General features: G+C 55.1%; 11 protein-coding genes. All 11 read right to left on the reverse strand.

The features are described from left to right. Positions 1-399: 399 nt before the first annotated feature. The 11 genes from I656_RS06265 to nuoI all read right to left on the reverse strand — a co-directional run bounded on the left by I656_RS06265 (position 400) and on the right by nuoI (position 12,210). Positions 400-1,287 carry a M23 family metallopeptidase gene (locus I656_RS06265; protein WP_013524797.1) on the reverse strand — a complete coding sequence of 296 codons (888 nt, stop codon included), beginning with the start codon at positions 1,285-1,287 and terminating at the stop codon, positions 400-402. 174 nt (positions 1,288-1,461) lie between these two features. Further along, positions 1,462-2,493 carry a stage II sporulation protein D gene (gene spoIID / locus I656_RS0115870; protein WP_011232807.1) on the reverse strand — a complete coding sequence of 344 codons (1,032 nt, stop codon included), beginning with the start codon at positions 2,491-2,493 and terminating at the stop codon, positions 1,462-1,464. A gap of 566 nt (positions 2,494-3,059) precedes the next feature. Beyond that, positions 3,060-4,364, reverse strand: coding sequence for a UDP-N-acetylglucosamine 1-carboxyvinyltransferase (murA, locus tag I656_RS06260; RefSeq protein WP_014196941.1), 1,305 nt, complete (start codon positions 4,362-4,364; stop codon positions 3,060-3,062). Positions 4,365-4,395: 31 nt separating this feature from the next. Continuing rightward, entirely contained in the window at positions 4,396-5,151 is a 756-nt protein-coding gene (locus I656_RS06255) for a YwmB family TATA-box binding protein (protein WP_033005898.1), read from the reverse strand. A 257-nt stretch (positions 5,152-5,408) separates the two neighbouring features. Beyond that, the gene (locus I656_RS06250; protein ID WP_011232810.1) at positions 5,409-5,648 is read right to left on the reverse strand and encodes a DUF1146 family protein; all 240 of its coding nucleotides are present in this window, start codon (positions 5,646-5,648) and stop codon (positions 5,409-5,411) included. Positions 5,649-6,027: 379 nt separating this feature from the next. Beyond that, entirely contained in the window at positions 6,028-7,521 is a 1,494-nt protein-coding gene (gene nuoN / locus I656_RS06245) for an NADH-quinone oxidoreductase subunit NuoN (RefSeq protein WP_020755484.1), read from the reverse strand. A 4-nt stretch (positions 7,522-7,525) separates the two neighbouring features. After that, positions 7,526-9,103 carry an NADH-quinone oxidoreductase subunit M gene (locus I656_RS06240; RefSeq protein ID WP_020755485.1) on the reverse strand — a complete coding sequence of 526 codons (1,578 nt, stop codon included), beginning with the start codon at positions 9,101-9,103 and terminating at the stop codon, positions 7,526-7,528. Further along, positions 9,100-10,953: an NADH-quinone oxidoreductase subunit L gene (gene nuoL / locus I656_RS06235; RefSeq protein ID WP_033005900.1), complete on the reverse strand. Its 1,854-nt coding sequence runs from the start codon at positions 10,951-10,953 to the stop codon at positions 9,100-9,102. The genes I656_RS06240 and nuoL overlap by 4 nt, the downstream gene beginning before the upstream one ends. A 17-nt stretch (positions 10,954-10,970) precedes the next feature. Further along, complete coding sequence (gene nuoK / locus I656_RS06230) at positions 10,971-11,276, reverse strand: NADH-quinone oxidoreductase subunit NuoK (protein WP_011232815.1); 306 nt, start codon at positions 11,274-11,276, stop codon at positions 10,971-10,973. Then, positions 11,273-11,794 carry an NADH-quinone oxidoreductase subunit J gene (locus I656_RS06225; RefSeq protein WP_020755487.1) on the reverse strand — a complete coding sequence of 174 codons (522 nt, stop codon included), beginning with the start codon at positions 11,792-11,794 and terminating at the stop codon, positions 11,273-11,275. The genes nuoK and I656_RS06225 overlap by 4 nt, the downstream gene beginning before the upstream one ends. Next, the gene (gene nuoI / locus I656_RS06220) at positions 11,791-12,210 is read right to left on the reverse strand and encodes an NADH-quinone oxidoreductase subunit NuoI (protein WP_013146600.1); all 420 of its coding nucleotides are present in this window, start codon (positions 12,208-12,210) and stop codon (positions 11,791-11,793) included. The genes I656_RS06225 and nuoI overlap by 4 nt, the downstream gene beginning before the upstream one ends. Between the last annotated feature and the right edge of the window lie 42 nt (positions 12,211-12,252).

Here is a 12,252-nt window from a genome sequence, read left to right on the forward strand (position 1 = left end):
CCTATGAGGGATTGAAACGGAGATACTGGTGTTCTAGGAATGTACCCAGTATCGCCTGTTTTTATCGTACCTATGAGGAATTGAAAGGTTTTGTTGTACCCTTTGCAAAAGATTGATGATCGATTGCGACGCGGAATCTGTTGTCTATGACCGCATGGGCGTGGTGTCGCGTTTGCTTGACCCATTCATAGCGAATTCACTTGATGGAAAGGGGCAACGCTCGATCACGATGCGTGCCTCTTTTTTTCATCATTACTAGTGAAGAGCTTTTTCTGGTCGCTGTGCTTCCCCGTTTGGATTTCGAAACATCAAAACCAAAAAGACCCGCCCGCTTGTCTTGGCAAACGGACAGGCCTTTTCGTCGCGTTTTTCGTTTCCTCTTGCTCGACGCCTTGTCGATTACGCTCTTGCCATGCCGATCGAGGCGTCTGGCGTTTTGTAGGATGAAGCATCGTTGTTTTCGTCTTGATGGTTGTCGCTTGGCGTCGTCGAATGGTCGTCAGCCGATGGTTGTTCATTCGCTGGGTTTTCGTCTGTCGGCGCTGTTTCGTCACTCGGGATCAATTCTTTTTCTTTGCTCGTGGCGGCGCGATCGGTTCCCGTTTTGTCTTCCGCTTTGTCAGTCAAAGCCGTCAACGGTTTGTCGACATAATCGATCGGGTTGACCGCCCGGCCGTCTTTGCGAATTTCAAAATGGACGTGGATGCCGGCTTCTTTGTTGAATTCGCTTTGCCCTGCCTTGCCGATCACTTCACCTTGTTTCACCGTGTCGCCGGCTTCGACTTTCACATCAGCGAGCGATTGATAGACGGTCGTGACCCCTTGTTCATGATTGATTTCGACAACATAGCCCAAAATCGGGTCTTTTTCCGCTTTCGTTACCGTGCCGCTCAAGGAAGCGGTGACATCAAACGTTTTGCCGTCTTGGCGCACAAGATCGATGCCTTGGTTCGGGTGGTACGTATGATCATAAAAGACGAGGGCTGCTTCCTGTTCTGCTTCCGATGCTTTGTCATCGTAGAATGGCGTTTTCACTTGCACCGCATTTGGATCAAGCACCGGCATCGCAATCGTTTCGACCGTTTCATTGACCGGAACAGCCGGATTTTCTTGCTGGGCGGTGCCGTTTTTCGCCACGTTGTCTCTGCCCGTATTCTCCTCTTTGCCCAATTGGAACCAAAGCGCACCAGCGACGATCAATGCGGCAGACGATAAATAGATGGCCGGAAATACCCAGCGTTTGCGGAACAGACGCTTCAGCGACGATTGTTTTTGTTCCTCTCTCATGTTCATCACCTCAGCAACCATTTTGAACAGAAAGAGGAAAAGATATACACATAGAAAACAATTTTTTCACTTATTTTTTGACATTCGGCTAGATTTTATACAAAAAAATGAGGGGCGTCTCCCTGCCGTTTGCCCCGAACATTTGACAGAAAAACCGGGGCGCAGAACCCCGGTTCATCCATTTTTCGCGGTCAATTTGTTTAAAAACGCCGTCGCCGACGAAATATGGACGCCGCGGTAATAATATTTAACGATGTCGGCGTACGTTTTCCCTTCTTTGGCCATAAAGTTGGCTCCGTATTGGCTCATGCCGACGCCATGGCCGTAGCCTTTTGTCGTAATGATGATGTCATCTCCGTTGCGCACCCAGGTGAAATCACTCGACGGCAATCCGAGCCGTTCGCGCACATCGCGGCCCGTAAACGTCTTGCCGCCAATCTTCACTTCGCCGACGCGGCGGCCGGGAGTGCGCGATACAATGACGCCGACTGAGCCGTCAGCGGGCAGTTCGACCCCCAGTCTTCGCTCGAATTCCGCCACTGGCATCGTTTTTCGCTGGTAAAACTTCGGGGATTGTTTGTCCCATGGGCTGGCGACACTTTTTAAATACGGAAAATCGCTTTGCCAATAGGCTTCCGAATTTTCCGTATAGCCGTTGCTTGTCGAAAAAAACAGCGCCTCGATCGGCTCATTGTTGTATGTCAAAATTTGCCCTTGCGTGTCCATCACCGCTTTTGTCACTTTTTTCATTTTCCAATCGTAGTCGCTGCCCCATAGTTTTCGCAGTTCGTCATCGCTGTAATAGACTTGATGAGCCACCGTGTCGGTCACATTCGCTCCTTTTGGCAGGCGAAACGGCTGGTTGGCGAGCAATTGCTTCACGATGTACGTTCTTGCCGTCAACGCTTGCGCCTTTAATGCCTCGAGTTCAAATTCGGCCGGCATTTCCGCCGCAACGACGCCGATGACGTATTGCTCGAGGGGAATATGTTCGACGCGTTGTTCTTTGCTTCGATAGACCGCCACGTCGATGGACGGCCCTTCGGCTGCCTGCGACCGTTGGACTTGTTCTTGCTTGTGCAGTTGTTCGGCCAATTTGGCCACCTTCCCGTCATAAAATGGAAGAACGAGCGCCGTCGGAATGACGAGGATGGCGACAAACAGCGAGAGAGCGAGCGCCATCACCGGTTTCAGTCGTTTCACCATAGCCGAGCCCCCAATATGCATTTTCCAAGCACAAGCGGACATCGCGAATGAATGCCTGCGTTGGCTTCGGTTCGTTACTATAGTTATGGGCTCGGACAAGTATATATGACAGTTTTCTTTCCAGCCAAAACCTTCATGAGCGCGTTTCGCACTCCGCCTAAAAGGCTGGTGAAAAACAACGGATTCGCTCAGTTTGTGAGAAATCGCAAGGAATGACGCTATGGTGTTGCAAGGTTTTTCCATTTGAGAAACACTGTTGGAGAACAGCATTTCCCCTTAAATCGCCAGCCTGCTAAACATGAAGCCGTTGAAAAAAGTCGGTGACTGAATAGGGGCGATGGAACAAGGGGGTTCTCGAAAGCACATGTTTCACCACCGTCGCGACTTGCTTCGCGCGATGCGATCAAGCTTATGGAGAAATTTCATACAGACGGTCTTTCTCTGAGCTTCAAAACAGACCGTTAGGAACGAACGGTTGTTTTTTACCGTCCTTCGACGGTCGCCCGTGTTCCAAGAAAAAACGACCATTCCCTGCCAAAAGGCAAGGAACGGTCGTTTTTCGCTCTTTATCCGTTCCATTGGATCGTTTGAATTTGGTCGAATTGTTCCGTTTCTTCGCGGACGCGTTCAATGTCGGCCCCAAGCGCAGCCAACTTTTCGTGGAAGCGGACATACCCGCGGTCGAGATGACGAAGCTCGGTCACGCGCGTGTAGCCATCCGCCGCGAGTCCAGCCAAAATCAACGCCGCCGCTGCGCGCAAATCGGTGGCCGCCACTTCGGCGCCTTGCAGCTGGCACGGGCCATTGATAATGACGGAACGCCCTTCAATTTTAATATCGGCGTTCATGCGCCGGAATTCCTCCACATGCATAAAGCGATTTTCAAACACCGTCTCGGTGATCATGCTCGTGCCTTCCGCTTTCAACAAGAGAGCCATCATTTGCGACTGCATGTCGGTCGGAAAGCCCGGATATGGCATCGTTTTAATGTCGACGGCTTTCAGCTTTTCCGGACCGATGACACGCAAGCCGCTTTCCTCTTCAATGACGGTCACGCCCATTTCTTCGAGTTTGGCGATCAGCGAGCCTAAATGTTCCGGAACGGCTCCTTGCACGAGGACATTGCCGCCGGTGATTGCCGCCGCCACCATAAACGTGCCGGCTTCGATGCGGTCCGGAATGACCGTATGCGTTGTGCCGACGAGCTCGTCAACTCCCTCGATTCGAATCGTTCCGGTGCCGGCGCCGCGCACTTTGGCGCCCATCGCGTTCAAAAAGTTCGCCAAATCGACGATTTCCGGCTCTTTCGCACAGTTTTCGATCACAGTCGTGCCCTCCGCGAGCACGGCGGCCATCATAATGTTTTCCGTCGCCCCGACGCTTGGAAAGTCCAAATAAATTTTGGCGCCGCGGAGCCGTCCGTTCACTTCCGCATCGATAAAGCCATTGCCGACTTTCACAGACGCGCCCATCGCTTCAAATCCTTTTAAATGTTGATCGATCGGGCGCGAGCCAATGGCACAGCCGCCCGGCAGCGCCACGCGGGCTCGGCCGTTGCGCGCCAACAGCGGCCCCATGACAAGCACCGACGCGCGCATTTTTCGCACATATTCAAACGGCGCTTCCACCGTCAACGGACCGGTGGCATCGACGGTAACCGTCTCGTCGGCAATGTGCACATCGGCGCCTAAATAGCGGAGCACTTCACTGATTGTATATACATCGGAAAGAGCAGGCACATCATGAATCGTACTTGTTCCTTTCGTAGCCAATAAAGTGGCAGCGATGACAGGCAAAACGGCATTTTTTGCGCCTTCCACTTTGACGGTGCCGCTCAACCGGTTTCCGCCACGGACGATGATCTTTTCCAAGGTATTCCCCTCCGCGTCCAATTTCTCTATATTAGTATTCAATGGTAATGATTGGGGTTCCAGCAACGACGCGCGTCTTGCCGCCCAATCTTTCTCTCAAGGCGAGTTGCAGGTTGATCGGCTGATGATTGGCGGCCGGGAGAACGTTCTTCCACTGCCCAGTATATGCAGACAGGGAAACGAGTGACTCTTCCCGCAGCCACTCGACAGGCGTCGCTTGAAAATCGCGAAGCAATTGAGAGGCTTGGTCGAACAAACCACCTTCCATATTACCACTGAACTCGCCTTCAATACAAGCGAAAAATGTAGAGTGATTCACAAATAGTCCGTTCGTCGTTTTTTGAATGTGCTGTGCTGCTTCTTTCCACCCAGCTTGGCTCCACGTTGGGCCGGTCGCTTCATAGAGGATATACGTTTGCGGCGTTCCATTTGTGACGGTCATCACGAGCTGGATTTGTTCACGAAAAAAGGAATGTTCATTCGTGCCGATCACTTTTTGCCAATGGCTAGTTTGGTGGAACGTCCAGCGGAAGGAGCGGTATGTTTGTTTGAACTCCGCCATTTTTTTGAAAAAGTCCGCATCATTTTGAATATCGTGGGCATACTCTCTTGTGTACACGACCCAGCGGCCGAGCGAGGCACCGTGTTGCGCCAATGTGTGCGCCATCATTTCCAACGGTTCGGACCATTCGTTCCCCCGCGCGCCTTCCGTCCGGTATTGCCCTGCGGCCAACAACAAGACCGCGGCGACGAGCGCCATCAGCCAACAGATTGGATTTTTTCTCATCTTCGTTCCCTTCCTCTCCTTACTTGTTATTGTTGCCACCGGGCAAGGGAACATACGTCAAAAAAATCGACAACCGGCGATTTTTGAAATCGATTTCATAAATAAACATCAAAGCGGAGGCAAACAGCCGAGAATCCATGGAAGAAGGGGACGGGACGGGGAGCAAAGAGGCGGGGGCAAGAACGGATCAGCCGGACAGAGGGCGGGGCAAGCGGGCAGTTGGAGGGGGAGCCGAAGCACCACGCGCCCGGGCCTCCCTATTCGCGGAACAAATACGGCAAATCGGTTGACCAAGCCCAATAGTCAAGGAAAAAGTTCGCCACCGTCGAGCCGATGGCAATCGTCAATAAAATGTACAGCAGCCGCCCTTGGACGACGCGGTTCGGCCGAAGCAGCACCTCGAGCCGCACCGCCTGCAGCGTCCACCACGTCACCGCTAGAAACGCCAAATGAACGATAATCGAAATCAACGCTTGTTGGCCGATGACCGGCATCATCAAGTTTCACCTCTTTCTCAAGCATATGTGAAACGAAGCATACGAAGCATTTCCTCTTTTTCGGAACGCGGCGAGCAGCCAAAGCACTTCATGCGTTTCGAAAACAGATTAAGCGGCGCATGACAAGCTCTTCTCCCCCGAAACAGAGCCGGCCGCACATCCAAGGTGCTCCTCGTCCCGAAACAAAGCCAGCGGGATGAGCATTCCTCTCTTTCTATGAAAATGCGCAGGCCTTGAAACTTTCATGCTAGGTGGAAAGCAAACATGGCTCGATGGAGCTTTCCTGCGCAAAGCACGCAGCGCATCCCCTCCTTTCCAAACGAAGCCGGCGGCGCAAAAAAAAGAGGAGAGGCATTCTCCCTCTCCCTTTATTCTACCGTTACGGCAAAAAATCGCCAAAATGCCCAAACTGGGCGAGCATATCGTAAGCAAGCCCCGGCGCCCAGCCGATCGCCAACGTTCCAAGCGCGCAAAGAACGACGGCGGTCGACAGCCCGGCCGGCAGCCGGCCAAGCGGCGCGGTGAACGTCGGGCGGAAAAAGAGCTGGACGATCAAATTGAAATAGTACACGTACGAGATGACGGTCGTGATCGCCATCACGGCGGCGAGCACATAATGGCCCGGCTCTGTGACGACAAGGCCGATGAAAATATGCAGCTTGGCGATAAAGCCAGCTGTTCCTGGGATGCCGGCGAGCGAGAGCAAAAACAGCCCGAGCGCCGCAGCCAGCAGTGGGCGGTGCCGATATAAGCCGGCCAGTCCATCCAAATCATCGGATCCGGTTTCATTGACAATATGGGCAATAATGGCAAACGTCCCGATGTTCATCAACGTATAGACGAGCAAATACATCCAGAGCGAATCGATCATCGCCCATGACATCGCGGCAAACCCCGCGAGCAAGTAGCCGGCGTGAGCGATGCTCGAGTAGGCGAGCAGCCGCTTTAAACTCCGCTGCCGAAGCGCCACGACGCTGCCGATGATCATCGTCAATCCGGCTAACACGGTGATGATCGGCTGCATCGACAAAAGGAGCGATGACGGATCCCTCCCTTCTGCCGGCGCCGCGGCAAAGATCGTCACCAGCAAACGGAGAAGAAGGACAAAGCCGGCTGTTTTCGACACGACGGCAAAAAACGCGGTCGCGGGAACGGGCGCTCCTTCGTACACGTCCGGCGCCCACATATGAAACGGAACGGTCGCCAGCTTAAACGAAACGCCGATCAGCAAAAGCAGAAACGCCAAAGCAAGCATGTACGGCTCGTTCGTCTCCTGCAAGCGGCGCGCGATGCCGCCGAGATTCGTCGTTCCGGTCAAGCCGAACACATAACTCATGCCAAACAGCATGATGGCGGTGGCGATGCCGCCATTGATGACGTATTTGAGCGCCGCCTCGTTCGATGCCGGCGCCGTTTTGCGCAAACCGGCCAAAATGTAGGACGACACCGAAAGCAGCTCAAGGCTTACAAATAATGTAAGCAAATCGCCGCTAGACGCCATCATCATCGCCCCAAGCAGCGCAAACAACATCATATAGACAAATTCGCCGCGGTGCGGACTGCCTTCTTTCGGCGCCCATTCGGCCACTAAAAGCAGAGCGAGCGCTCCGCCAGCCAGCACAACGAGCTTGAACGCTTTGGCGAACGCATCAAGCCGGAACGTATCATGCAAAATCGATGCCGACTCGGCCGGGATCATCGCCGCTGTCGCGATCATGGCGAGCGCTGCCGCCGCCGCGGCGCCCCAAGCAAGCGGCCGGCGGCTTCGGCTACTTGGCAGCGCCAAGTCCATCACCAACAGCGTTATGGCGGCCGCGAGGACGATCCATTCGGGCGCCATCATGCTCCAATCGGATTGCCATACATCGTTCATGTGATCAACCCCCTAGCCCGTTCATCATCGTCTTGACGACGGCCGTAAGCGGCGCGGCCAATAGCTGCGGATAGACGCCGACGGCCACGATCAACGCGACGAGGATGAACGCCGGCACAGCTTCTTTTCCTTGCAAGTCAACGACGCCCCCTTGCGGTTCACCGAGGCTTGCCGCAGATGCTTGCGGCTCACGCCAGCCCATGACCGCTTCCCGCCGGTCGCGGGGGCGGCCGAACGTGATATCAAGGACGGCTTTCAGTGAGTAGACAGCGGCGAAGATCAATCCAAGCGCCCCCACGGCGGCAAGGGCCGGCTTCGTTTGAAACAGCCCGAGAAACGACGTGAATTCACCGACAAATCCCGCCAGCCCCGGCAGACCGAGCAAGGCGAGCGCCGCTGTGAGCAAATACCCGGAAAAGAGCGGCATCGCTTTCGTCAGTCCACCAAGCCGGTTGATGTCCGTTGTTCCCATTCGATGAGCGAGCACGCCGACAAGCAAAAACGACAAGGCCGAGATGAGTCCGTGAGCCACCGATTGCAAGACCGCTCCTTGAATGCCGGCCTCATTCAACGCGCCGAGTCCGATGAGCACGACTCCCATGTGCGATACGCTCGAATAGGCGAGCACATGTTTCAATTCGCGCTGGCGAAGCGCCAACAGCGCGCCGTACAGCACGTTGATGACGCCAAATAGAGCGAGAACGCCGGCAAACGAGCGGAACTCATCCGGAAACAAGCCGACCCCGAAGCGAATCATCCCATACGCTGCGATTTTCAACAACACCCCGGCATGAAGCATCACCACCGGCGGCGGCGCTTCGACGTGGACGCGGATGAGCCAGCGGTGGAACGGAACAGCCGGCAGCTTGACAGCAAATGCCAACAGCAGCCCGCCGAGCAGCCAGCGACGCCCTTCCGCCGTCAGCGGCGCAATCAGTTGCCCTTCCGCCGCTGGATTATGTAACATTTCATGAAGCAAGGCAAAGTTCGCTGTTCCCGTTCGGGCAAGCAGCACCGCGATCACGACAAGCAGCAAAGCCGAGCCGAGCCCGTTATACACCAAGTAGCTGTACGCCGCCCGCTCGCGCTCAAACCCGCCCCACTTGCCGACAAGCAAAAACATGGCGACCAACGTCACTTCTAAGAAGAGGAAAAACCAAACGAAATTGGCGGCGGAAAATACGCCGAGCATGCCAATCTCAAGCGCCAGCAGCCAGAGAAAATACCCTTTTTTCTCCGTTGTGACAAGCATCGACGCCAAAGCGGCCAACGTCGCCAACACCGCGGTCAGAACGATAAAGACAAGCGACAGCCCATCGATGCCGAGCTCATAGCGGATCACATACGCCGCGTCCGTCAAAAATGGCAGGTCCGTAAGCCGCACCCAGTCCCGTGCTTCGTCGAGCCGCTCGAGGCGAAACCCGCGTCCAGACTGAATGAAAGCAAACAACGCCAAAATGAGCGGCGGTACGGTGGCGGCCGTTCCGAGCCATTGAATCATTCGTTCATCCGTTTTGCGGACAAACATCAGCAACATGATGCCTAACAGCGGCGAAAAGACGAGCAGCGATAAAAACATCATAGCCAGTACCCCCCTGTTAAGGCGAAAATGACGACCAAAATCGCCAATCCGGCCACCGTCACCGCCCCATACGTCTGCGCCTGCCCGTTTTGCCCGCGCGACCCAGCCGAGGCGGCCGCGCCGACAATGCCGGCGGCAAGCCGGGCGAGCCCTTCAACAAGGAAGCGGTCGACATACGCCAACAGGCGGCTGATCCATGACACAAGCGACACGACCGTCAAACGGTAAATGTCATCGATGTAGTAATGACGGCGCAGCAGCTCATCAACATACGGAACACGCGCGGACAGCCAATCGCGCGGCATTTTCTGCGCCCCGTACATCAGCCAAGCGAGAAAAATCCCTGCAAACGACACGATCGTCGCCAAAACAGCGATCCATCCCGGCGCCGCTTCATGACGATACGCTCCATCCGTCAACCATTCGCCAAGGAACGAGCCAAACCACGGCGTTTGCATGTATCCGGATGCAATCGACAGCACGCCGAGCACAAGCATTGGCGCCACCATCGAGGCCGGCGCTTCATGAGCATCCTCATGATGCCGCGCTTTGCCGGCAAAGACGAGGAAAAAGAGCCGGAACATATAAAACGACGTCAACAGCGCGGCAGCGACCGCGAGCCAAAAGAGGAGGCGCGGCCCGTTCGTCCAGGCGGCGGCCAAAATTTCGTCCTTGCTGAAAAAGCCGGCGAATAGCGGAACCCCGCTGATCGACAGCGCCCCAATGAGGAATAGCGGCGCGGTCCATGGCAGCCGCTGCCAAAGTCCGCCCATTTCCTCGATGTTTTGCGTACGGACGGCATGAATGACGCTCCCGGCGGCCAAAAAGAGGAGCGCTTTAAAGAACGCGTGCGTCGTCAAATGGAAGATGGCCGCGACATAGCTGCCGGCGCCAAGCGCCAACATCATATAACCGAGCTGGCTGATCGTCGAATAGGCGAGGACGCGCTTGATGTCCGTCTGCACCAAGCCGATCGTCGCGGCGAAAATGGCCGTCACCCCGCCGATCGTCGCCACGGTCATCATGGCTGCATGGCTTGCCTCATACAGCGGAAACAATGCCGCCACAAGGTACACACCGGCCGCCACCATCGTCGCAGCGTGGATGAGCGCCGACACCGGCGTCGGGCCTTCCATCGCGTCTGGAAGCCATGTATGGAGCGGAAATTGCCCCGATTTGCCGATGGCGCCGATGAAAATCAAGATCACAGCGAGCGTCGTCATCCCCGGCGACAGCGTGCCGTCGCCGACGGCGCGGAAAATGTCATCGTAATCAAAGCTGTGCGTTTGCCAAAAGAGCAACATCATGCCGATAAAAAAGCCAACGTCGCCGATGCGCGTCATGATGAACGCTTTTTTCGCCGCCGCTTTTGCTTCTTCCTTATAGAAGTAAAAACCGATCAGCAAAAACGATCCAAGCCCGACGAGCTCCCAAAAGATGTACGCCTGCAGCAAATTCGGCGACAGCACAAGACCGAGCATCGCAAACGTAAACAGGCCCAAATACGCGTAAAAGGTGGAAAACCGTTCATCGCCAGCCATGTACCCTTGCGAATACACATGGACGAGCCAGCTGACGAGTGCGACGACGACGAGCATCCAAGCGTTTAGGGCGGTGGCGGAAATCCCGACCGTCAACGTCACGCCGCCTATCGTCATCCATGTCCAGTTTGCCTCATACGTCGACCCGCCAAGGCGGTCCACAAGCACCGCGAGCGCCAAAAGCAGCGACAAGAACGCCGCGGCGATGCCGACATAGGCGCTTCGCTGTTTCCATCTCCGTCCGAACAGCAGCAACAGAATGAACGAACCAAGCGGGAACAGCGGCACGACCCAAGCTAGGTTCATCATCGTTCCCATCCCCTTCTCTAATGTTTCAACGAATTGGCTTCATCGACTTGAACCGTCTTCCGGCTGCGGTAAAAAGCGATGAGCGCAGCTAAGCCGACGGCTGCTTCCGCCGCCGCCACGGCGATCGCAAACAGCGCGAACACGTGCCCGTGAACGCTGGGATGGGCGCCGTATTTGGCAAAAGCGACGAAATTGATGTTGACCGCATTTAACATCAGCTCAATGCAGATGAGCACAATGACCGTATTCCTCTTCGTCAGCGCCCCGTACAGCCCAATGCAAAACAAGATCAGCGCCAACGCTAAATAGGCCGATAATGTCATTCGTCTTCCGCCCCCTTGCCGTCTTTTTTCGCCAGCACAATCGCCCCGACCAAGGCGACGAGCAAAATGACGGACACGATTTCAAACGGAATCGTATAATACGAGTAAAGCGACTTGCCGATCGCCTTCGCGTTGTCGCCCGAAAGCGCGCTGCCGTCAGCGCCGAAGTCGAGCTGGCGGATGCCGAAGTAGACGGCAAGGCCGAAGGCGATGACGGAGAGGGCGGCAACCGCTTTATGCCAGACGCCGCCGGTGGTTGGGCGCTCCCTTTCGTCTGTGTGATGGCGCGTCAGCATGATCGCAAACAGCATGATGATCGTGATGGCTCCGGAATAGATAAGCACTTGCACAACAGCGACAAATTCGGCGGACAACAGCACGTACAGCCCGGCAATGCCTACAAATGTCATGACGAGGGCGATGACCATATGGACGACGTTCGTCAGCTGGAGCATCGTCACTCCCCCGGCAATCGCCGCGAGGGCGAGCAAGAAAAAGGCGATGTCCGTTCCGCTCACGGCTTATTCTCCCTTCTGATGTTCGTATCGTTTTCATCGAGCCAGGCCAAATCTTTATACAGAGCGTCGCGGCTGTATTCCGCGAGCTCAAAGTTGTTCGTCATGACAATCGCTTCCGTTGGGCATACTTCCGTGCACAAATCACATAAAATGCAAATTTCAAAGTTGATGTTGTACGTCTCAATCACTTTCCCTTTTTTCGTCGGATCGGGATGTTTTTTCCCGGTCAGCTGGATGCATTCGGTCGGGCAAATGTTGACACACTGGTTGCACACGATGCATTTTTCGGGATAAAATTTCTGGATGCCGCGAAACCGATCCGGGAGCGGGAGCGGTTCGTGCGGGTAATCGTACGTCACTTTTTCGCGCGTCAACTCTTTTAACGTATACGCCAATCCTTTCATCAACCCAATCATCCGTCTTCTACCCCTCTCATGGGAAAAGTGGCGTTCCGACAC

Origin of the sequence: Geobacillus sp. WSUCF1, from assembly GCF_000422025.1 — a bacterium.
In the GTDB taxonomy this organism is placed as follows: Bacteria; Bacillota; Bacilli; order Bacillales; family Anoxybacillaceae; genus Geobacillus; species Geobacillus zalihae.

Excerpts from the sequence above, each read along its gene's own strand:
- I656_RS06265 (WP_013524797.1), bottom strand. The coding sequence starts at position 1,287 with ATGAGAGAGGAACAAAAACAATCGTCGCTGAAGCGTCTGTTCCGCAAA.
- spoIID (WP_011232807.1), bottom strand. The coding sequence starts at position 2,493 with ATGGTGAAACGACTGAAACCGGTGATGGCGCTCGCTCTCTCGCTGTTT.
- I656_RS06255 (WP_033005898.1), bottom strand. The coding sequence starts at position 5,151 with ATGAGAAAAAATCCAATCTGTTGGCTGATGGCGCTCGTCGCCGCGGTC.
- I656_RS06250 (WP_011232810.1), bottom strand. The coding sequence starts at position 5,648 with ATGATGCCGGTCATCGGCCAACAAGCGTTGATTTCGATTATCGTTCAT.
- nuoN (WP_020755484.1), bottom strand. The coding sequence starts at position 7,521 with ATGAACGATGTATGGCAATCCGATTGGAGCATGATGGCGCCCGAATGG.
- I656_RS06240 (WP_020755485.1), bottom strand. The coding sequence starts at position 9,103 with ATGATGTTTTTATCGCTGCTCGTCTTTTCGCCGCTGTTAGGCATCATG.
- nuoL (WP_033005900.1), bottom strand. The coding sequence starts at position 10,953 with ATGATGAACCTAGCTTGGGTCGTGCCGCTGTTCCCGCTTGGTTCGTTC.
- nuoK (WP_011232815.1), bottom strand. The coding sequence starts at position 11,276 with ATGACATTATCGGCCTATTTAGCGTTGGCGCTGATCTTGTTTTGCATT.
- nuoI (WP_013146600.1), bottom strand. The coding sequence starts at position 12,210 with ATGATTGGGTTGATGAAAGGATTGGCGTATACGTTAAAAGAGTTGACG.